This window comes from Enterobacter sp. GD03975, assembly GCF_029838645.1.
GTDB classification, from domain to species: Bacteria; Pseudomonadota; Gammaproteobacteria; order Enterobacterales; family Enterobacteriaceae; genus Enterobacter; species Enterobacter quasihormaechei.
The window spans coordinates 385,496-405,802 of the sequence record NZ_JAOBZC010000004.1 but is presented as its reverse complement, the minus strand read 5'-3'; the positions used below and the strand labels follow the sequence as shown (position 1 = coordinate 405,802).

Here is a 20,307-nt window from a genome sequence, read left to right as displayed (position 1 = left end):
TTATTTTCAGGAACGAGCAATGAAAAAAAATAAACATCAGGGAGAGGGGATTATTCCCGCCATATCCCGGCGTCAGTTTATTCAGGCAGGATCGGCGCTCGCCGCCCTGCCGTTTGTCATCAAAACGGGCAAAGCACAGGTACAGGGCGCGGCGGTATCGGACGCTACGCCTGAAGAAAAAGTGGTGCAAACCTGTAGCACGTTTGACTGCGGCGGTAAGTGCGATATTCGTGCTCACGTCAGTGAAGGTGTTGTGACCCGAATTTCAACGCGTCCGGATAACGCGCTGGATCCGCAAATGCCGGTGATGCGCGCCTGCGTTCGTGGTCGGGCTTATCGGAAATTTGTTTATCATCCCGATCGGCTAAAATATCCAATGAAACGAGTGGGTAAACGTGGTGAAGGAAAATTCGAGCGTATTACCTGGGATGAAGCCACCACCCTAATTGCGAATCATTTAAAAACCATTACGCAAAAATACGGTGCGGCTTCACGCTATGTTCATGTGGGTACGGCGGTTTCCGGCGGGACGTTCTCCGGCGATAAAATGGTTCGTCGTCTGCTGAACTTAACCGGCGGTTATCTCGAAAGCTATCACTCGGTCAGTATGGGTAACACGGCGGCAGCCACGCCGTATACCTACGGCACCGCCGCCAGCGGCAGCTCTCTGGACACGCTGCTGGACACCAAACTGGTCATTCTCTGGGGGCATAACCCAACGGAAACGATCTTCGGGCACAGCAATCACTTCTATCAGAAGATGAAGCAAAACGGGACGCGCTTTATCGTTGTCGACCCACGCTATTCCGATACGGTTTCTTCCCTGGCCGACCAGTGGATCCCGCTGCTCCCCACAACAGATAACGCCCTGATGGAAGCGATGATGTACGTGATCGTCACGGAGAATCTGCACGATCGCGACTTTATTCAGCGCTATACCCTGGGCTTTGACGAAGACGCCATGCCAGAAGGCGTTCCGGCTAATGAATCCCTGATGGCTTATCTGAGCGGCGCAAAAGATGGCGTGGCGAAAACGCCCGAGTGGGCAGAGAAAATCACCCACGTGCCTGCGCAAACCATTCGTCAACTGGCGCGCGACTACGCAACCACCAAACCCGCCGCGCTGATCCAGGGCTGGGGGCCGCAGCGCCATAACTGCGGCGAGCGCACCGCACGCGGCTCGACGTTGCTGGCCACGCTGACGGGTAACGTCGGGGTGAAGGGCGGCTGGGCGGCAGGCTATGGCGGCTGCGCTAATCGTAAATTTGCTGCCGGGCCGGAGATGCCGGATAACCCGGTAAAAGCCAAAATATCGGTAATGAACTGGGTGCAGGCCGCCGATGATGCTTCTAAGGTAACGGCGGAAGACGGCCTGAAGGATGCAGAGAAGCTGGACAGCAATATCCGCATCCTGTTCTCGCTGGCGGGCAATTATCTGGCTAACCAGAACCCGGATCTGCATCAGGCAACCCGTGTTCTGGAAGACGAGTCGAAAATCGAGTTCATCGTCGCAAGCGATCTGTTTATGACGCCGAGCGCCAGATACGCCGACCTTCTTTTACCGGAAACCAGCTTCATGGAACGCTGGAATATCGGCGAAACCTGGGGCACCGCAAGCTATCTGATCCTGTCTGAGAAGCTGATTGAACCTGAGTTTGAGCGTCGCTCAGACTACGCCTGGCTGCGGGAAGTTGCTGCTAAGCTTGGCGTCGAACCTGCATTCAGCGAAGGCCGTGATGAAAAAGCGTGGATTGAGCACATCTGGGAACAGACGCGGCTCGCCATGCCGGACGAAAATCTGCCGGACTTCGCGACGCTTCAGAAGACGCGCCAGCACCTCTTCAAAAGCGCGCCATTTGTCGCCTTTGAAGACAACATTCGCGATCCGCAGAATCATCCGTTCCCGACGCCCTCCGGTAAAATTGAGATCTTCTCGAAGCGTCTGTACGACATGCATCATCCGGAAATTCCGGCGCTGTCGCACTACGTGCCTGCCCATGAAGGTCCGGAAGACGAGCTGGCGAAACGCTTCCCGCTCCAGCTGATCACCTGGAAGGGGAAAAACCGCGCTAACTCCACCCAGTACGCCAACCCGTGGCTGATTGAAGCCCAGCAGCAAAAGCTGTGGATCAACCCGCAGGACGCGCAAAAGCGCGGCATTGCGCAGGGGGATACCGTGCGTATTCATAACGCCCGCGGCATTTGCGAGATCCCGGCGGAGGTCACGCCGCGCATTATTCCGGGCGTTGTCGCCATGCAGGCTGGTGCCTGGTGGCAGCCGGACGCGCAGGGTATCGATAAGGGCGGCTGCGCGAACGTGCTCAGTTCTGCCCGTATTACCGCGCTTGCGAAAGGGAATTCCCATCAAACCATGCTGGTGGAGGTAGCTAAAGCATGAGTCAGTTTAAACACTACGCGCCGGTGAGCGACAAACAGCTGGGTTTTTATATCGACTCTTCTCGCTGCTCGGGCTGCAAGGCCTGCCAGGTGGCGTGCAAAGATAAAAACAACCTTGAGGTCGGACGTCGTTTCCGTCGTGTTTATGAAGTGAACGGCGGGAGCTTTATCCCGACCGGGCAGGGCGGCGTCAGCAATAACGTTTTTGCCTACACGCTCTCTATTTCCTGTAACCACTGTGCAGACCCAATCTGTACCAAAAACTGTCCGACCACCGCAATGCATAAGCGTCCGGGGGACGGCATTGTCCGCGTTGATACGGATAAGTGCGTGGGTTGCGGGTACTGCGCGTGGTCTTGCCCTTACGGCGCGCCCCAGCTCAACGAGCAGACCGGGCAGATGTCCAAATGTGATTTCTGCGTGGATCTCCAGGCGAAGGGGGAACAGCCCGTCTGCGTGGCAACCTGTCCACTCGAAGCGATTAAATTCGGGCCGATTGATGAACTACGGGCGAAGTATGGTGCGGTCTGTGATGTGAAAGGGTTACCTGATTCCTCCATCACCAAACCAAACCTGGTGATCAAGGCGCATCAGGGCGCAGAGAAAGAGGGGAAACGTCATGCATGAGTTACCGCTGCTGATTTTTACGCTGTTCCTGCAAGGATCGGTTGGCGTTACGCTCTGGCTGGCGTTCGGGGGCGCGTACGCTTCGCAACGTAGCGTGCTGCTTCCTGCCGTCGGCGCGTTTGTGCTGGCAAGCCTTGGGCTGCTCGCCTCAGCGCTGCACATGGGCTATCCGCTTAATGCGCTTAACGCGCTGCGCCACATCTCCAGCTCCTGGCTGAGCCGTGAGATCATCTTTGCCAGCCTTTACCTTGCGGCGCTTGGTCTCGCCGTGCTGCTGATGTTTGTCAAAAAGCCGGGCTGGAAGCCGCTGCTGGTTGTGGCAGGTCTGGTGGGTCTGGTCGACGTGTTCTGCATGGCGCAGATCTACATGCATGCGTCTGTAGTGACGTGGCAGCACATTAACACGCTGGTGCTGTTTATCGGCTCGGTGGGGATCATCGGCTCAGCCTGCATGGCCTGTGCGCCGCATGCCCGCATCAACGTCCGTGCGGCGGTGGGCATTGTCACGCTGCTGGTGCTTGTGCGTCTGGTGATGCAGCCCGTCTGGCTGGCGGACATCACTGCCATGGACAACGCCGTAGTGACGTTCCCTCACGCTCCGCTACGGATGCTGGAGCAACTGCGCACCGTGCATCTGCTGAGCTGGTGCGTTTCTGTTGCGGGTCTGCTGTGCTTTGCTGCGGGCGGCTTAAGAGTGGCGCGCGGCACAATGCTGCTGGGCAGCGCCTTGCTGATTGTGGGTGAGCTGATGCTGCGCTTCGTTTTCTTCAGTATTGGCTGATGGGCGGATTAACGTTTGCCCCGGCGATGGACGTGACGCAGGCGTGCGTCCGTCGCCGTTTTCGCCACGCTTCCTGCTGCGCCTGTGCGGACGCCTGTCCTGTGCAGGCTTTTTCTTTTACGGACGCAGGCATCTCGGTTGATGAGAACCGCTGTATTGAATGCGGTGACTGCCTGTTTGTCTGCCCTACGGAGGCGATCGCCGGCATCACGCCGCGAAAACGCTTTCTGTATGGCGATACGCTGGTTGGGCCTTTTACTGAACGTGCGCCCGGGGTGAATGAGCTGCTGCTGTGGCACGTGCAGCACCACGTTCGTTTTATCAGTATCGACGCGGAGCAGTACCCTGACTGGCTGCTGGCGATTGCCCGGCTCAATCTTGCGCTTCGTCGACGCGGTGAAGCGGCGTGGGCGTTTAAGCTGATACCCGCCAGCGAGGTGAATATCGCCCGCCGCGCGCTGATGCACGTACCCCGTGAGGATGTCCGGGCCTGTAGCGTCGTGCCCGGTCAGCGTGAACTGCGCAGGGCGTTTTCTGCGTTTAGCGAGGCAGATATCACCCTCGACGCCGGAACGTGCGTACTGTGCGGCGCGTGCTGGCGGAGCTGTACGGAAAACGCGATTCGGTTTGAGAACGCTGAACTGGTCGTGGAAACCGGGCGCTGTACCGGCTGCGGCGGCTGCGAAGCGGTGTGCCAGCATGGGGCGATAAAAGTGACGCAAACAGAGGGGACAGCGAAAAGCGTGGCCATACCGGCATATGAAGCCGTTTGCCTGGCGTGCCACCGTCATTTCTGGTCATTTACGCCTGATGAAAAGCAGTGTCCGCTCTGTTTTCACCACCAATACGGTATGCGAAATACGGGCTGTTGCTAATCTTCGTCTCATTTTAAAAAAATGTTATGTATAACCATAGGCAATGGCGCTATTGCTCTTTATAATCCGCGCCACACCATACTCAGGTATGCAAAAACAACAGAACATTTTACAGAGGTTATCAATGGCTATTGAACGTACTTTTTCCATCATCAAACCAAACGCGGTGGCAAAAAACGTTATTGGCAGCATCTTCGCTCGCTTTGAATCAGCAGGGTTTAAGATCGTTGGCACCAAAATGCTGCACCTGACCGTTGAGCAGGCTCGCGGTTTCTACGCGGAGCACGAAGGTCGCCCATTCTTTGACGGTCTGGTCGAGTTCATGACTTCTGGCCCAATCGTGGTATCCGTACTGGAAGGCGAAAACGCGGTACAGCGTCACCGTGACCTGCTGGGTGCAACCAACCCGGACAACGCGCTGGCCGGTACTCTGCGCGCCGACTATGCAGACAGCTTCACCGAGAACGGCACCCACGGTTCCGACTCCGTTGAATCTGCTGCGCGCGAAATCGCGTTCTTCTTCGCTGAAGGCGAAGTGTGCCCGCGCACTCGCTAATAATTTCGTAAATGCCGCGTGCAAACGTGGCATCCCTGCGCCAGACTTTGTACAATGCAACGCCCCGGACGAGCAGACTGCTTACCGGGGCGTTTCTTTTCAACCCACCAAGGGCCACAACGTGTAACAACGAGGCCGGAAAATATTATGTCTGAATTAGTGAATACCTCCGAAGTCGCCATTCCTGCGGTTCCCAATAAAAATGGAAAAATTAACCTGCTGGACCTGAACCGTCAGCAGATGCGCGAGTTCTTTAAAGAGATGGGCGAGAAGCCGTTTCGTGCCGATCAGGTCATGAAATGGATGTACCACTATTGCAGCGACAATTTTGATGACATGACGGACATCAACAAAGTGCTGCGCAATAAGCTTAAAGAAGTGGCGGAAATCCGCGCGCCGGAAGTGGTGGAAGAGCAGCGCTCCTCGGATGGCACCATCAAGTGGGCCATTGCCGTTGGCGATCAGCGCGTTGAAACCGTGTATATCCCGGAAGACGATCGCGCCACGCTGTGCGTCTCTTCTCAGGTGGGCTGTGCTCTGGAGTGCAAATTCTGTTCGACGGCGCAGCAGGGCTTTAACCGTAACCTGCGCGTGTCGGAAATCATCGGCCAGGTCTGGCGTGCCGCGAAAATCGTGGGCGCGGCGAAAGTCACCGGTACGCGTCCCATCACCAACGTGGTGATGATGGGGATGGGTGAACCGCTGCTGAACCTGACCAACGTCGTGCCGGCGATGGAAATCATGCTCGACGACTTCGGTTTTGGTCTGTCCAAGCGCCGCGTGACGCTCTCTACTTCCGGCGTTGTGCCTGCGCTGGACAAGCTGGGCGACATGATTGACGTCGCGCTGGCAATCTCCCTTCACGCGCCTAACGACGCCATCCGTGACGAAATTGTGCCGATCAACAAAAAGTACAATATCGAAACCTTCCTGGCCGGCGTGCGCCGTTACCTGGAGAAATCCAACGCCAACCAGGGCCGCGTGACCATCGAATACGTGATGCTGGATCATGTCAACGACGGTACCGAGCATGCTCACGAGCTGGCAGAACTGCTGAAAGATACGCCATGCAAGATCAACCTGATCCCATGGAACCCGTTCCCGGGCGCGCCGTATGGCCGTAGCTCAAACAGCCGTATCGATCGCTTCTCCAAGGTGCTGATGGAGTATGGTTTCACCACCATCGTGCGTAAAACGCGTGGTGATGATATTGACGCAGCCTGTGGTCAGCTGGCGGGTGACGTTATTGACCGTACCAAACGTACGCTGCGCAAGCGCATGCAGGGTGAGTCAATCGCGGTTAAAACCGTCTGATTATTATGCAGACACGGCGCATTTTTTGCGCCGTGAAGCATTAATTTACTGAATAATCAGCCACAATCATTACAACTGATTAATAATTACGGTGCGTTTCATACGACTTTCGGGCAGTATGTAACGACGTAACAACAGTTTAGCGTGAAGGCCCGCCAGCGCTGTCATCTGCGGCCCGACAGTCTTATACTGTTTGTTCCAGGTTAACTGACCTGAAGTTTCGCGGTGCGGGTGGCATTGTGACTCACCGGCACCTGAACCCTTATTTTCACGTACCAGTAGTTGTAGCGAATGAATACTGAAGCCACTCACGATCAAAATGCAGCACTCTCCACTGGCGTTCGTCTTCGCAACGCCCGTGAACAACTCGGACTCAGCCAGCAAGCCGTTGCAGAACGCCTGTGCCTGAAGGTGTCCACCGTTCGCGACATTGAAGAAGATAAGGCTCCTGCCGATCTGGCTTCAACGTTTCTGCGCGGCTATATCCGTTCTTACGCCAAACTGGTTCATATTCCTGAAGACGAATTACTGCCGATGATGGAGAAGCAGGCGCCGGTACGTGCAGCAAAAGTGGCGCCGATGCAAAGCTTCTCGCTGGGTAAGCGTCGTAAAAAACGCGATGGCTGGCTGATGAGCTTTACCTGGCTGGTTCTGTTTGTGGTTGTCGGCCTGACGGGCGCATGGTGGTGGCAAAACCACAAAGCGCAGCAGGAAGAGATCACCACCATGGCCGATCAGTCCTCCGCTGAGCTTAATCAATCCAACGGTGCACAAAGCGTGCCGCTGAGTACGGAAGGGGCTTCGACCTCCAGCGAAACGCAGACGGCAGCAGCGAACGCGCCTGCAACCGAAGCTGCTCCAGCGCCAGAGGCGACGGCGAATACCGCGCCAGCAACCCAGGCTCAGGATCAGAATGCGGTGGTATCGCCTTCACAGGCAAATGATGATACCGCACCTGCGGCAACGGCACAGGCGGATAACACCGCGGCGTCGCTGCCAACTGACCCGGCTGGTACGGCGGCCCCTGCCGTTGACCCGAATGCGCTGGTAATGAATTTTACGGCGGATTGCTGGCTGGAAGTGACTGACGCAACAGGTAAAAAGCTGTTCAGCGGCCTGCAACGCAAAGATGGCACGTTAAATCTAACGGGCCAGGCACCTTACAAGCTTAAAATCGGCGCACCGGCAGCGGTACAGATCCAGTATCAAGGAAAACCTGTCGATCTGAGCCGCTTTATCAGAACTAACCAGGTTGCGCGTCTTACCGTTAATGCCGAACAATCAGCAGCACAGTAACAGACGGGCAATGCGGGAGATTTTACATGCATAACCAGGCTCCTATTCAACGTAGAAAATCGAAACGGATTTACGTTGGGAACGTGCCAATCGGCGATGGGGCGCCTATCGCCGTCCAGTCGATGACCAATACGCGCACCACGGACGTGGAAGCGACGGTCAATCAAATCAAAGCGTTAGAGCGCGTAGGCGCGGACATTGTTCGCGTCTCTGTGCCGACCATGGACGCCGCTGAGGCGTTCAAACTGATCAAACAGCAGGTGAGCGTGCCGCTGGTTGCCGATATTCACTTCGATTACCGTATCGCGCTGAAAGTCGCTGAATACGGTGTCGATTGCCTGCGCATTAACCCAGGCAACATCGGCAATGAAGAACGCATTCGCATGGTGGTTGACTGCGCCCGCGATAAAAACATTCCAATCCGTATCGGCGTGAACGCCGGCTCTCTGGAAAAAGATCTCCAGGAAAAGTATGGCGAGCCAACGCCGCAGGCGCTGCTCGAATCCGCCATGCGTCACGTCGATCATCTGGATCGCCTTAACTTCGATCAGTTCAAGGTGAGCGTAAAAGCCTCTGACGTTTTCCTGGCCGTTGAATCATATCGCCTGCTGGCGAAACAGATCGACCAGCCGCTGCACCTTGGGATCACCGAGGCAGGCGGCCTGCGCAGCGGTTCGGTAAAATCGGCGATTGGCCTTGGCCTGCTGCTCTCTGAAGGCATCGGCGACACGTTACGCGTCTCTCTGGCCGCCGATCCGGTGGAAGAGATCAAAGTCGGTTTTGATATCCTGAAATCACTGCGTATCCGCGCGCGTGGGATCAACTTCATTGCCTGCCCAACCTGTTCACGTCAGGAATTTGACGTGATCGGCACCGTGAACGCCCTGGAGCAGCGTCTGGAAGACATCATCACCCCGATGGACGTGTCCATCATCGGTTGCGTGGTGAACGGTCCGGGTGAAGCGCTGGTGTCCACGCTGGGCGTGACCGGCGGTAACAAGAAAAGTGGTCTCTATGAAGATGGCGTTCGTAAAGATCGTCTGGATAATAGTGACATGATCGACCAGCTCGAAGCCCGCATTCGCGCAAAAGCGACGATGATGGACGAAGCGCAGCGCATCAGCGTTCAGCAGGTTGAAAAATAACGTGATGGGAAGCAGGCTGCTTCCCATGTATGATTGAGCCCATTCTTTGGGTTCTTTTTTGTATATAGAAAGAGAATAAACGTGGCAAAAAACATTCAAGCCATCCGCGGCATGAACGATTATCTGCCTGGCGAAACCGCCATCTGGCAGCGCATTGAAGGCACACTGAAGCAGGTGCTCGGCAGCTACGGTTACAGCGAAATTCGTTTGCCGATTGTAGAGCAGACCCCGTTATTCAAACGCGCGATCGGTGAAGTGACCGACGTGGTTGAAAAAGAGATGTATACCTTTGAGGACCGCAACGGCGACAGCCTGACCCTGCGTCCTGAGGGGACGGCGGGTTGCGTACGCGCCGGCATCGAACATGGTCTCCTGTACAATCAGGAGCAGCGCCTGTGGTATATCGGCCCGATGTTCCGCCACGAACGTCCGCAGAAAGGCCGCTATCGTCAGTTCAACCAGCTTGGCGTGGAAGTGTTTGGCCTGCAAGGCCCAGATATCGACGCTGAACTGATTATGCTGACAGCCCGCTGGTGGCGTGCGCTCGGTATTTCTGAGCACGTTTCACTGGAGCTGAACTCAATCGGTTCTCTGGAAGCGCGTGCGAACTATCGCGATGCGCTGGTGGCATTCCTGGAACAGCATAAAGAGAAGCTGGACGACGATTGTAAGCGTCGTATGTACAGCAACCCGCTGCGCGTACTCGATTCCAAAAATCCTGACGTACAGGCGCTGCTGAACGATGCGCCTGCACTGGGTGACTACCTGGACGAAGAATCCCGCGAACACTTTGCCGGCCTGTGCAAGCTGCTTGAAGCGGCGGGCATTGCCTATACCGTTAACCAGCGTCTGGTTCGCGGTCTGGACTACTACAACCGCACCGTGTTTGAGTGGGTCACCTCCAGCCTCGGTTCGCAGGGCACCGTGTGTGCCGGCGGTCGTTATGACGGTCTGGTTGAGCAACTGGGTGGCCGTGCAGCACCGGCAGTTGGCTTCGCGATGGGCCTTGAGCGACTTGTTTTGCTGGTTCAGGCAGTTAATCCGGAATTTAAAGCCGATCCTGTTGTCGATATATACCTGGTGGCCTCAGGTGCGGATACGCAGTCTGCGGCAATGCAGCTTGCCGAACGCGTGCGCGATGCGCTGCCGGACGTTAAGCTGATGACCAACCACGGCGGCGGCAACTTTAAAAAACAGTTTGCTCGTGCCGATAAGTGGGGCGCAAGTATCGCACTGGTGCTGGGTGAGTCCGAAGTGGCCAACGGCGAAGTGGTAGTGAAAGACCTGCGCTCTGGTGAGCAAACTACGGTAACGCAGGACGGCGTTGCGGCACACTTGCGCACTCTATTAGGCTAAGGAGAAGGACTGCGTGGAAATTTACGAGAACGAACACGACCAGGTGGATGCGGTTAAACGCTTCTTTGCCGAAAACGGCAAGGCATTGGTTGTTGGGGTTATTTTAGGTGTAGGTGCGCTGGTAGGCTGGCGTTACTGGAACAATCATCAGGCTGACTCTGCTCGCGGTTCGTCCCTGAACTACGAAAATACCGTTAGCGCAATCAGTGCCGATCGGCCGCAAACCCTGGCGGCCGCGGAAAAATTTGCCGCTGATAACAAAAACACCTACGGCGCACTGGCTGCGCTGGAAGTGGCTCAGCAGTATGTTGATAAAAACGAACTGGACAAAGCCGCTGCGCAGCTGTCCCAGGGGCTTGCTGCTGCCAGTGACGAAAATCTGAAAGCGGTAATTAATCTGCGCCTGGCACGTATTCAGGTTCAGCAGAAAAAAGCTGACGACGCGCTGAAAACGCTTGATACCATCAAAGGCGAAGGCTTTGCCGCCATCGTTGCCGATCTCCGCGGTGAAGCACTGCTGAGCAAAGGTGACAAAGCGGGCGCGCGCAAAGCGTGGCAAGCTGGCGTGGATAGCAAAGCTTCACCTGCGCTGAGCGAAATGATGCAGATGAAAATAAATAATTTGTCCGTCTGAGAGGGACCCAATGCAATTGCGTAAATTACTTCTGCCAGGACTGCTTTCTGTTACGTTATTGAGCGGTTGTTCACTGTTCAGTGGCGAAGAAGACGTTGTCAAAATGTCCCCGCTGCCGACGGTTGAAAACCAGTTCACGCCAGCCACCGCCTGGGATACCTCCGTGGGTGATGGTATTGGCGATTTTTATTCCAACCTGCACCCGGCGTTTGCTGACGGCGTGGTCTATGCAGCCGATCGCAAAGGCACCGTCAAAGCGCTGAACGCGGATGACGGAAAAGAAGTGTGGTCCATTAACCTGGCGGAAAAAGACGGCTGGTTCTCCCGTAAGCCTGCACTGCTTTCTGGCGGCCTGACCGTTGCCGGTGGTCATGTGTACGTGGGCAGCGAAAAAGCGCAGGTTTACGCGCTGAATGCCAGCGACGGTTCTGTTGCATGGCAGACCGCCGTTGCCGGTGAATCCTTGTCTCGTCCGGTCGTGAGCGACGGGCTGGTGCTGATCCATACCAGCAACGGCCAGCTTCAGGCGCTGAACGAAGCCGACGGTCTGGTAAAATGGACCGTAAACCTGGATATGCCAGCGCTGTCTCTGCGCGGTGAATCTGCTCCGGCGACCGCCTTTGGCGCCGCTATTGTGGGCGGTGACAACGGCCGCGTCAGTGCGGTACTGATGCAGCAGGGTCAGATGATCTGGCAGCAGCGAATTTCTCAGGCGACCGGTTCAACTGAAATCGACCGTCTGAGCGACGTGGACACGACGCCAGTTATCGTTGACGGTGTGGTTTACGCGCTGGCGTATAACGGCAACCTGACGGCGCTGGACCTGCGTAGCGGCCAGATCATGTGGAAACGTGAGCTGGGTTCCGTGAACGATTTCATCGTCGACGGCAACCGTATTTATATGGTGGATCAGAACGACCGTCTGCTGGCGCTGAGCACCGAAGGTGGCGTGACGCTGTGGACGCAGAGCGATCTGCTGCACCGTCTGCTGACCGCACCGGCACTGTATAACGGTAGCCTGGTGGTGGGCGACAGCGAAGGCTATATGCACTGGATCGATCCAGAGAATGGCCGCTTCGTCGCGCAGCAGAAAGTGGACGGTTCAGGCTTCCTGACCGACCCGGTTGTGGCTGACGGCAAACTGCTGATTCAGGCAAAAGACGGCACGCTGTACGCGATCACGCGTTAATTACACGGCGGTTGTAGTATACTAAACGGCTCCTGTTCACTCAGGAGCCGTTTTGACATTTTTAAAAACGCCGCGAAAGCGACGTTATTTTGAATTTTATGAGGCTTCAAACATGGTACCTGTGGTCGCGCTTGTCGGGCGCCCTAACGTTGGAAAATCCACTCTTTTTAACCGTTTAACACGCACCCGTGATGCGCTGGTTGCGGATTTCCCGGGGCTGACGCGTGACCGTAAGTACGGTCGTGCAGAGGTGGAAGGACGCGAGTTCATCTGTATCGATACCGGGGGTATTGACGGTACGGAAGACGGCGTAGAAACCCGCATGGCAGAGCAGTCTCTGCTGGCTATCGAAGAAGCGGACGTGGTTCTGTTTATGGTGGATGCGCGCGCTGGCCTGATGCCTGCGGACTCTGCTATTGCCAAACATCTGCGTTCACGCGAAAAGCCAACCTTCCTGGTGGCGAACAAAACTGACGGTATCGACGCCGATCAGGCCGTTGCAGATTTCTGGTCTTTAGGCCTGGGCGATATTTATCCTATCGCGGCTTCGCATGGCCGCGGCGTGACCAGCCTGCTGGAAACCGTTCTGCTGCCGTGGGTGGATGAAGTGAACCCGCCGGAAGAGGTGGATGAAGACGCCGAATACTGGGCGCAGTTTGAAGCCGGAGAAGAAGGCGAGGAAGAGCCGGAAGACGACTTCAACCCGCAGGATCTGCCTATTAAGCTGGCTATCGTTGGTCGCCCTAACGTAGGTAAGTCTACGCTTACTAACCGTATTCTGGGTGAAGAACGCGTGGTGGTTTACGACATGCCGGGCACAACGCGTGACAGCATTTATATTCCAATGCAGCGCGATGAACGTGAGTATGTCCTTATCGACACCGCTGGCGTGCGTAAGCGCGGGAAAATCACCGATGTGGTGGAAAAATTCTCTGTGATCAAAACCCTTCAGGCGATTGAAGACGCGAACGTAGTGCTGCTGGTGATTGACGCACGTGAAGGTATCTCCGATCAGGATCTCTCTCTGCTCGGCTTTATCCTCAATAGTGGGCGCTCACTGGTTATCGTCGTCAACAAGTGGGACGGCCTGAGCAACGAGGTGCGTGAACAGGTGAAAGAGACGCTGGACTTCCGTCTGGGCTTTATCGACTTTGCCCGCGTACACTTTATCTCTGCCCTGCACGGCAGCGGCGTTGGTAACCTGTTCGAATCCGTTCGTGAAGCCTACGACAGCTCTACCCGCCGCCAGAGCACGGCGATGCTGACCCGTATTATGAATATGGCTGCGGAAGATCATCAGCCGCCGCTGGTGCGCGGTCGTCGCGTGAAGCTGAAATATGCCCACGCCGGTGGCTATAACCCGCCTATCGTGGTGATCCACGGCAACCAGGTGAAAGATCTGCCGGATTCCTACAAGCGCTACCTGATGAACTACTTCCGCAAGTCGCTGGATGTAATGGGTACGCCTATCCGTATTCAGTTTAAGGAAGGGGAAAACCCGTTTGCGAATAAACGCAACACCCTGACGCCGAACCAGATGCGTAAGCGTAAGCGTTTGATTAAGCACATTAAGAAAAGCAAATAAGCCTTGCTCTTCCCACTGAAACCCGCGCCTGTCGCGGGTTTTTTTATGCCTGGCGGCAGGCCATTATTAAGTCTCTGTGATGTCAATCACTATTCACTTTTAACCATGTTTATATCTAAGAAAGTAGACAATCGTCGAATTTTCGTCTTAAAGTCCAGGGTTCGGTACTAGACAAAACTAGCGCCTGGTTATCAAATGGTTAACCAACTTTTCGCCGCATGTAAAAAATCGATCGGATACGTAACCGTTCGGCGTACATGCTGGTGTTTACAAGCACGACACATACCTTTTCGGGAGAATTATGCAATCCTCTGTTAATCAAAAAGAGAGCCGAACCTTCTTCGGCCATCCTTATCCGCTCGGTTCGCTGTTCTTCACCGAGATGTGGGAGCGTTTCTCGTTTTACGGTATTCGCCCGCTGCTGATCCTGTTTATGGCCGCCACCGTCTATGACGGCGGGATGGGCCTGGCGCGCGAAAACGCCTCGGCGATTGTCGGTATCTTTGCCGGAACCATGTACCTGGCCGCGCTGCCGGGCGGCTGGCTGGCGGATAACTGGCTCGGCCAGCAGCGTGCCGTCTGGTACGGTTCGATTCTGATTGCGCTTGGTCACCTGTCGATCGCGCTGTCGGCCATCATGGGCGACAACCTGTTCTTCATCGGCCTGATGTTCATCGTGCTCGGCTCCGGCCTGTTTAAGACCTGTATCTCGGTCATGGTCGGTACCCTGTACAAAAAGGGCGATGCGCGTCGTGACGGCGGTTTCTCGCTGTTCTATATGGGTATCAACATGGGCTCGTTCATTGCCCCGCTGATTTCCGGCTGGCTGATCAAAACGCACGGCTGGCACTGGGGCTTTGGTATAGGCGGTATCGGGATGCTGGTGGCGCTGATCATCTTCCGCGTGTTTGCCGTTCCGGCCATGAAGCGCTATGACGCTGAAGTGGGTCTGGACTCCACCTGGAACAGCCCTGTGGTGAAACGTAACGGCGTAGGTGCCTGGCTGCTGGCGCTGGCGGTGGGTGTTGCAATCATCGTTACGTTGATTGCCCAGGGCGTGATTGTGATCAATCCGGTCGCGGTCGCCAGCGTGCTGGTGTATGTGATCGCCGCTTCCGTTGCGCTCTACTTTATCTACCTGTTCATCTTCGCCGGTCTGAACCGCAAAGAGCGCGCCAGGCTGCTGGTGTGCTTTATTCTGCTGGTCTCCGCCGCGTTCTTCTGGTCCGCGTTCGAGCAGAAGCCAACCTCCTTCAACCTGTTCGCCAACGACTACACTAACCGCATGATTGGTGATTTTGAAATCCCGGCGGTATGGTTCCAGTCGATTAATGCCCTGTTCATCATTCTGCTGGCCCCGGTATTTAGCTGGGCATGGCCAAAGCTGGCGAGCAATAATATTCGCCCGAGCAGCATCACCAAGTTCGTCATTGGTATTTTGTGTGCGGCAGGGGGCTTTGGGCTGATGATGCTGGCGGCACAGAACGTGCTGAGCAACGGTGGGGCAGGCGTATCGCCGTTCTGGCTGGTGGGCAGTATCCTGATGCTGACGCTCGGGGAACTGTGCCTGAGTCCAATCGGCTTGGCAACCATGACCCTGCTGGCACCGGAAAGAATGCGCGGCCAGATGATGGGCCTGTGGTTCTGCGCCAGTGCGCTGGGTAACCTGGCGGCGGGCCTCATTGGTGGGCACGTGAAGGCCGACCAGCTGGACATGCTGCCGGACCTCTTTGCCCGTTGCTCCATCGCGCTGCTGATTTGCGCTGCGGTGCTGATCGTCCTCATTGTTCCGGTACGTCGCATGCTGGAAAATGCGCAGACTAAACCGGCTACTGAAGCCTGATAATTCTCAGACTGCCGGGGCGGTTATCCTGCCCCGGCCCAACTTAACGGGAGAGAGCATGTCCATTACCTGTCCTGACTGCCACGCAGAGCTCGAGCCGCAAAACGGTATCGCGCACTGCGACAGCTGCAATAAAGATATTCCCCTCGAAGCGCGCTGCCCTGACTGTCACCAGCCGCTTCAGGTACTCAAAGCCTGCGGCGCGGTGGATTACTTCTGTCAGAACGGCCACGGACTGATCTCAAAAAAACGCGTCGAGTTCGTCAGGGCCGAGGCTTAATCGCACACGCAGCCTTCGCCTTTTTGCCACAGCTCGATCAGCGATTCCGGCGCTTCCTGCTCCGGAACCAGCACGATAATATCGGTATACTGCGCCTGATTGTGCCGGGTCCATATGATCTGAATGCGAAAATAGCGCTGATCGCCGCTGCCCGGGGACGACACCTGTCCCGGCGGCTGCCCGCGCGGGATAGCCTGTTCCAGAATATTCACCACGCGCTGACGCTGCGCCTCGTTGAGGGTGGAGAGGGCGATAGTGCGCTGACCGCTCAGCTTAGGAATAAAGGCGACGCCGCCTTCCCGGGCCAGCTCGACCACGGCGTCATCCGTCAGTTCCGGTACCTGCATTACAGTACTCCCACCTGTTCCCAGGCTTGTTTAATTGCCGCCCCAACGTCACTACCGGAGCGCTTCTCACCGTGGGCGATCGTCAGTTTTGCGAAAGCGTCAAAATCGGCATCCTGCGCCAGATTGCGATCGCACACCGTGTCGTACCAGGCATAACCAGCTTTTTCCCAGGCGTAACCGCCGATCGCCGTCGCGGCCAGGTAAAACGCCCGGTTGGGGATGCCGGAGTTGAGATGTACACCGCCGTTATCCTCGCGCGTCTTAATGAAATCTTTCATATGCCCGGGCTGCGGATCTTTGCCGAGCAGGGGATCGTTATAGGCGGTGCCGGGTTCAGACATAGAGCGCAGCCCTTTCCCGTTGATGCCTTCCGCCAGCAGTCCTTCGCCAATCAGCCAATCTGCCCGATCGGCGGTCTGCTTAAGATGGTATTGCTTCACCAGCGAACCAAACACGTCGGATAACGACTCGTTCAGGGCGCCTGACTGTTCAAAGTAGATCAGTCCGGCCTCGGTCTCCGTCACGCCGTGGCTCAGCTCATGCGCCACCACGTCGATGGCAATGGTGAAGCGGTTGAAGATTTCCCCGTCGCCATCGCCAAAGACCATCTGCTGGCCGTTCCAGAAGGCGTTTTGATACTCCCGGCCATAGTGCACGGTGCCGGTGAGGATCAGCCCTTTGTTATCTAGCGAATCGCGCTGATATTCCTTCCAGAAGAAATCATGGGTGATGCCCAGATAATCGTACGCTTCATCCACCGCCACATCGCCGTTGGACGGCTGGCCTTCATAGCGCACCTGGGTACCCGGCAGCTCCTGGGTCTGTTTTGCATCGTAGATGTCACGCTCAAGCTGACCGGCTTTATTGACGTGCGGCGCGGCGGGCTTACCCGGCATATGCGCCATCAGGGTTTGCACGTGGGTTAACGTCTGACGGGCGCAGCGCTGTTGGGGCTCTGACCCGCTTTCGATAATACGACGAAGAATATACGGAGGGATGACGCTATGTAGATGGGGCATGCTGCTCTCCTTATTAAAAAAGGCAATAGCAGCAGTATAGTTTGTAACCGGCGAAGATTTATCCGCTTTTACGCTGACGCGTTTTTTTCACCGGTTTGATCTCTTTGACTTCACTCTCAACCCAGCCGTCTGAAAGACGGGTGGTGAGCACATCCCCGGCTTTTACCTGTTTCGTTTGTTTCAGCACTTTGCCGTCCGTCGCGGTGGTCACGCTGTAGCCGCGCGCCAGCGTGGAGAGCGGGCTGACGGCTTCCAGATGGGTGACCGCATTGCCAAAACGCTCGCGGGTGGTGCTCAGGCGTGAACGAATATTTTCCGCAAGGCGATACTCGATCTGCTGGATCCGCGTTTGCGCACGGTAGATGGTCGGCTGCGGGTTTTGCTGATTCAGACGCTGCGTGACGCGCTGCTGACGGGATACCGCGCGCTTAAGCTGGGTATCTATCGCGAAGTTCATGCGTTGGCGCAGACGCTCCAGCACGGTTTGCTGGCGCGCCAGACGTAACTGCGGATGCTGCTGTTGCAGACGATGGTGAAGCTGGGTAAAGCGGCGGGTGCGGTTAGCGAGGAAATAGTCCATCGCCATCTCCAGGCGCTGCTGCCCGTTCTGGATCTGACGCAATAGCTCCTGCTGGTTACGGCTGACCACCTCTGCCGCCGCAGACGGCGTGGGCGCGCGTAAATCCGCGACAAAATCCGCAATCGTCACGTCCGTTTCGTGACCGACGGCGCTCACGACAGGAATAAGGCTGGCAAAGATTGCCCGCGCCACGCGCTCGTCGTTAAAGCTCCACAGGTCTTCCAGCGAGCCGCCGCCGCGCCCGACGATCAGGACATCACACTCCTGACGCGCATTCGCCAGCTCAATGGCGCGTACGATCTGCCCCGGCGCATCGTCACCCTGAACGGCAGTCGGGTAGATAATGACGGGCAGGGAAGGGTCACGACGCTTCAGCACGTGCAAAATATCGTGCAGGGCCGCACCGGTTTTCGAGGTGATAACCCCCACGCAGTGGGCAGGTGAGGGCAGGGGCTTTTTAAACTGCTGGTCAAACAACCCCTCAGCCGAAAGCATGGCTTTAAGCTGCTCGTACTTCTGTTGCAGCAAGCCTTCACCGGCGGGCTGCATGCTTTCGACGATAATCTGATAATCGCCGCGCGGCTCATAGAGGGTAATATTGGCGCGCACCAGAACCTGCTGGCCGTGCTGAGGACGGAACGTCACGCGACGGTTGCTGTTGCGGAACATGGCACAGCGCACCTGGGCGGTGTCGTCTTTCAGCGTAAAGTACCAGTGGCCGGAAGCGGGCTGCGTGAAGTTAGAGATTTCACCGCTGATCCAGACCTGCCCCATTTCCTGCTCAAGCAGCAAACGCACCGTCTGATTAAGGCGGCTGACAGTATAAATTGAGGGGGATTGAGAGGATAACATGTGAGCGGGATCAAATTCTAAATCAGCAAGTTATTCAGTCGATAGTAACCTGCTGAGAGGGGAGCGCAAGCATTTTTTTTAAAAAAGTGTAGATGCAATCGGTTACGCTCTGTATAATGCCACGGCAATATTTAACCACCCAGGTCAGAGATATTGCCCATGCTACGTATCGCTAAAGAAGCACTGACGTTTGACGACGTCCTCCTCGTTCCCGCTCATTCCACCGTTCTGCCGAATACTGCCGACCTCAGCACGCAGTTGACGAAAACCATTCGTCTGAACATTCCTATGCTCTCCGCAGCAATGGACACCGTGACGGAAGCGCGTCTGGCTATCGCCCTGGCACAGGAAGGCGGCATTGGCTTTATCCACAAAAACATGTCTATCGAGCGTCAGGCGGAAGAAGTTCGCCGCGTGAAGAAACATGAATCCGGTATTGTGTCCGACCCTCAGACCGTTCTGCCAACCACCACCCTGCACGAAGTGAAAGCGCTGACCGAGCGTAACGGCTTCGCGGGCTACCCGGTTGTGACCGAAGATAACGAGCTGGTGGGCATCATCACCGGTCGTGACGTGCGTTTTGTCACTGACCTGAACCAGCCTGTCAGCGTATACATGACGCCTAAAGAGCGTCTGGTGACCGTGCGTGAAGGCGAAACCCGCGACGTCGTGCTGGCGAAAATGCACGAAAAACGCGTTGAGAAAGCGCTGGTTGTGGATGCGAGCTTCCATCTGCGCGGCATGATCACCGTTAAAGATTTCCAGAAAGCAGAACGTAAACCGAACGCCTGTAAAGACGAGCATGGCCGTCTGCGCGTCGGTGCTGCGGTTGGCGCGGGTGCAGGTAACGAAGAGCGCGTTGACGCGCTGGTTGCTGCGGGCGTTGACGTGCTGCTGATTGACTCCTCCCACGGCCACTCCGAAGGCGTTCTGCAACGTATCCGTGAAACCCGTGCTAAATACCCGGATCTCCAGATCATCGGCGGTAACGTGGCAACGGGCGCAGGCGCTCGCGCACTGGCGGAAGCGGGTTGCAGCGCGGTGAAAGTGGGTATTGGCCCTGGCTCCATCTGTACCACCCGTATCGTTACCGGCGTAGGCGTTCCGCAGATCACCGCGGTTTCTGACGCGGTTGAAGCGCTGGAAGGGACCGGTATCCCGGTTATCGCTGACGGCGGTATTCGCTTCTCTGGCGACATCGCCAAAGCGATCGCCGCAGGTGCAGCCGCCGTGATGGTGGGCTCTATGCTGGCCGGTACTGAAGAATCCCCGGGTGAAATCGAACTCTACCAGGGCCGTTCTTATAAATCCTATCGCGGTATGGGCTCCCTCGGTGCGATGTCCAAAGGTTCCTCCGACCGTTACTTCCAGACCGATAACGCCGCAGACAAACTGGTGCCGGAAGGTATCGAAGGTCGCGTGGCCTATAAAGGCCGCCTGAAAGAGATCATTCACCAGCAGATGGGCGGCCTGCGCTCCTGTATGGGTCTGACCGGCTGTGGTACCATCGACCTGCTGCGTACCAAAGCGGAATTCGTACGCATCAGCGGTGCGGGTATTCAGGAGAGCCACGTTCACGACGTGACGATCACCAAAGAGTCCCCGAACTACCGTCTGGGCTCCTGATAAAT

18 protein-coding genes are annotated in these 20,307 nt (G+C 56.4%); 15 read left to right on the top strand and 3 right to left on the bottom strand.

All coding sequences use genetic code 11. The features are described from left to right. Positions 1-19: 19 nt before the first annotated feature. From N5C09_RS10555 to N5C09_RS10490, 14 genes are all read left to right on the top strand, one after another. Positions 20-2,398, top strand: a complete 2,379-nt coding sequence (locus N5C09_RS10555; RefSeq protein WP_347881070.1) for a DMSO/selenate family reductase complex A subunit — start codon at positions 20-22, stop codon at positions 2,396-2,398. After that, positions 2,395-3,024 carry a DMSO/selenate family reductase complex B subunit gene (locus tag N5C09_RS10550; RefSeq protein WP_022649006.1) on the top strand — a complete coding sequence of 210 codons (630 nt, stop codon included), beginning with the start codon at positions 2,395-2,397 and terminating at the stop codon, positions 3,022-3,024. Before N5C09_RS10555 ends, N5C09_RS10550 begins: the two co-directional genes overlap by 4 nt. Continuing rightward, positions 3,017-3,805 carry a DmsC/YnfH family molybdoenzyme membrane anchor subunit gene (locus tag N5C09_RS10545; RefSeq protein ID WP_279748997.1) on the top strand — a complete coding sequence of 263 codons (789 nt, stop codon included), beginning with the start codon at positions 3,017-3,019 and terminating at the stop codon, positions 3,803-3,805. The genes N5C09_RS10550 and N5C09_RS10545 overlap by 8 nt, the downstream gene beginning before the upstream one ends. Further along, positions 3,805-4,680, top strand: coding sequence for a 4Fe-4S binding protein (locus tag N5C09_RS10540; protein ID WP_279748996.1), 876 nt, complete (start codon positions 3,805-3,807; stop codon positions 4,678-4,680). The genes N5C09_RS10545 and N5C09_RS10540 overlap by 1 nt, the downstream gene beginning before the upstream one ends. A 124-nt stretch (positions 4,681-4,804) precedes the next feature. Further along, positions 4,805-5,236 (top strand): nucleoside-diphosphate kinase, encoded by a 432-nt coding sequence (ndk, locus tag N5C09_RS10535; protein ID WP_003860625.1) that lies wholly within the window; start codon positions 4,805-4,807, stop codon positions 5,234-5,236. Positions 5,237-5,383: 147 nt separating this feature from the next. Beyond that, on the top strand, positions 5,384-6,550 hold the full coding sequence (locus N5C09_RS10530; RefSeq protein WP_003860623.1) for a bifunctional tRNA (adenosine(37)-C2)-methyltransferase TrmG/ribosomal RNA large subunit methyltransferase RlmN: 1,167 nt from the start codon (positions 5,384-5,386) through the stop codon (positions 6,548-6,550). Positions 6,551-6,841: 291 nt separating this feature from the next. After that, positions 6,842-7,846: a cytoskeleton protein RodZ gene (gene rodZ, locus N5C09_RS10525; protein ID WP_279748995.1), complete on the top strand. Its 1,005-nt coding sequence runs from the start codon at positions 6,842-6,844 to the stop codon at positions 7,844-7,846. Positions 7,847-7,872: 26 nt separating this feature from the next. Further along, positions 7,873-8,991, top strand: a complete 1,119-nt coding sequence (gene ispG, locus N5C09_RS10520; RefSeq protein WP_003860619.1) for a flavodoxin-dependent (E)-4-hydroxy-3-methylbut-2-enyl-diphosphate synthase — start codon at positions 7,873-7,875, stop codon at positions 8,989-8,991. A gap of 81 nt (positions 8,992-9,072) precedes the next feature. Further along, entirely contained in the window at positions 9,073-10,347 is a 1,275-nt protein-coding gene (gene hisS / locus N5C09_RS10515; protein WP_193033513.1) for a histidine--tRNA ligase, read from the top strand. Between the two features lie 13 nt (positions 10,348-10,360). Then, positions 10,361-10,981 carry a YfgM family protein gene (locus N5C09_RS10510; RefSeq protein WP_063450510.1) on the top strand — a complete coding sequence of 207 codons (621 nt, stop codon included), beginning with the start codon at positions 10,361-10,363 and terminating at the stop codon, positions 10,979-10,981. 10 nt (positions 10,982-10,991) lie between these two features. After that, complete coding sequence (gene bamB / locus N5C09_RS10505) at positions 10,992-12,170, top strand: outer membrane protein assembly factor BamB (RefSeq protein WP_204642941.1); 1,179 nt, start codon at positions 10,992-10,994, stop codon at positions 12,168-12,170. Positions 12,171-12,282: 112 nt separating this feature from the next. After that, positions 12,283-13,755, top strand: coding sequence for a ribosome biogenesis GTPase Der (gene der, locus N5C09_RS10500; protein ID WP_022648998.1), 1,473 nt, complete (start codon positions 12,283-12,285; stop codon positions 13,753-13,755). Positions 13,756-14,056: 301 nt separating this feature from the next. Further along, positions 14,057-15,598, top strand: coding sequence for a peptide MFS transporter (locus N5C09_RS10495; protein WP_107533509.1), 1,542 nt, complete (start codon positions 14,057-14,059; stop codon positions 15,596-15,598). A 58-nt stretch (positions 15,599-15,656) separates the two neighbouring features. Next, positions 15,657-15,878, top strand: a complete 222-nt coding sequence (locus tag N5C09_RS10490; protein ID WP_193033517.1) for a zinc ribbon domain-containing protein — start codon at positions 15,657-15,659, stop codon at positions 15,876-15,878. Here N5C09_RS10490 and N5C09_RS10485 read toward each other — a convergent pair. Genes N5C09_RS10485 through xseA form a run of 3 tightly spaced genes read right to left on the bottom strand, consistent with a single transcriptional unit; the run spans position 15,875 to position 18,676 of the window. After that, positions 15,875-16,225: a protealysin inhibitor emfourin gene (locus tag N5C09_RS10485; RefSeq protein WP_063450506.1), complete on the bottom strand. Its 351-nt coding sequence runs from the start codon at positions 16,223-16,225 to the stop codon at positions 15,875-15,877. The genes N5C09_RS10490 and N5C09_RS10485 overlap by 4 nt on opposite strands. Then, a complete protein-coding gene (locus N5C09_RS10480) occupies positions 16,225-17,244 on the bottom strand; it encodes a M4 family metallopeptidase (protein WP_032623783.1) in 1,020 nt (339 codons plus the stop codon). Before N5C09_RS10480 ends, N5C09_RS10485 begins: the two co-directional genes overlap by 1 nt. A gap of 58 nt (positions 17,245-17,302) precedes the next feature. Further along, the gene (xseA, locus tag N5C09_RS10475; RefSeq protein WP_279748994.1) at positions 17,303-18,676 is read right to left on the bottom strand and encodes an exodeoxyribonuclease VII large subunit; all 1,374 of its coding nucleotides are present in this window, start codon (positions 18,674-18,676) and stop codon (positions 17,303-17,305) included. A gap of 159 nt (positions 18,677-18,835) precedes the next feature. On the opposite strand from xseA, the gene guaB reads away from it, so the two are divergent. After that, entirely contained in the window at positions 18,836-20,302 is a 1,467-nt protein-coding gene (gene guaB / locus N5C09_RS10470) for an IMP dehydrogenase (RefSeq protein ID WP_039270203.1), read from the top strand. Positions 20,303-20,307: the final 5 nt, after the last annotated feature.

Excerpts from the sequence above, each read along its gene's own strand:
- N5C09_RS10555 (WP_347881070.1), top strand. The coding sequence starts at position 20 with ATGAAAAAAAATAAACATCAGGGAGAGGGGATTATTCCCGCCATATCC.
- N5C09_RS10550 (WP_022649006.1), top strand. The coding sequence starts at position 2,395 with ATGAGTCAGTTTAAACACTACGCGCCGGTGAGCGACAAACAGCTGGGT.
- N5C09_RS10545 (WP_279748997.1), top strand. The coding sequence starts at position 3,017 with ATGCATGAGTTACCGCTGCTGATTTTTACGCTGTTCCTGCAAGGATCG.
- N5C09_RS10540 (WP_279748996.1), top strand. The coding sequence starts at position 3,805 with ATGGGCGGATTAACGTTTGCCCCGGCGATGGACGTGACGCAGGCGTGC.
- ndk (WP_003860625.1), top strand. The coding sequence starts at position 4,805 with ATGGCTATTGAACGTACTTTTTCCATCATCAAACCAAACGCGGTGGCA.
- N5C09_RS10530 (WP_003860623.1), top strand. The coding sequence starts at position 5,384 with ATGTCTGAATTAGTGAATACCTCCGAAGTCGCCATTCCTGCGGTTCCC.
- rodZ (WP_279748995.1), top strand. The coding sequence starts at position 6,842 with ATGAATACTGAAGCCACTCACGATCAAAATGCAGCACTCTCCACTGGC.
- ispG (WP_003860619.1), top strand. The coding sequence starts at position 7,873 with ATGCATAACCAGGCTCCTATTCAACGTAGAAAATCGAAACGGATTTAC.
- bamB (WP_204642941.1), top strand. The coding sequence starts at position 10,992 with ATGCAATTGCGTAAATTACTTCTGCCAGGACTGCTTTCTGTTACGTTA.
- der (WP_022648998.1), top strand. The coding sequence starts at position 12,283 with ATGGTACCTGTGGTCGCGCTTGTCGGGCGCCCTAACGTTGGAAAATCC.
- N5C09_RS10495 (WP_107533509.1), top strand. The coding sequence starts at position 14,057 with ATGCAATCCTCTGTTAATCAAAAAGAGAGCCGAACCTTCTTCGGCCAT.
- N5C09_RS10490 (WP_193033517.1), top strand. The coding sequence starts at position 15,657 with ATGTCCATTACCTGTCCTGACTGCCACGCAGAGCTCGAGCCGCAAAAC.
- N5C09_RS10485 (WP_063450506.1), bottom strand. The coding sequence starts at position 16,225 with ATGCAGGTACCGGAACTGACGGATGACGCCGTGGTCGAGCTGGCCCGG.
- N5C09_RS10480 (WP_032623783.1), bottom strand. The coding sequence starts at position 17,244 with ATGCCCCATCTACATAGCGTCATCCCTCCGTATATTCTTCGTCGTATT.
- xseA (WP_279748994.1), bottom strand. The coding sequence starts at position 18,676 with ATGTTATCCTCTCAATCCCCCTCAATTTATACTGTCAGCCGCCTTAAT.
- guaB (WP_039270203.1), top strand. The coding sequence starts at position 18,836 with ATGCTACGTATCGCTAAAGAAGCACTGACGTTTGACGACGTCCTCCTC.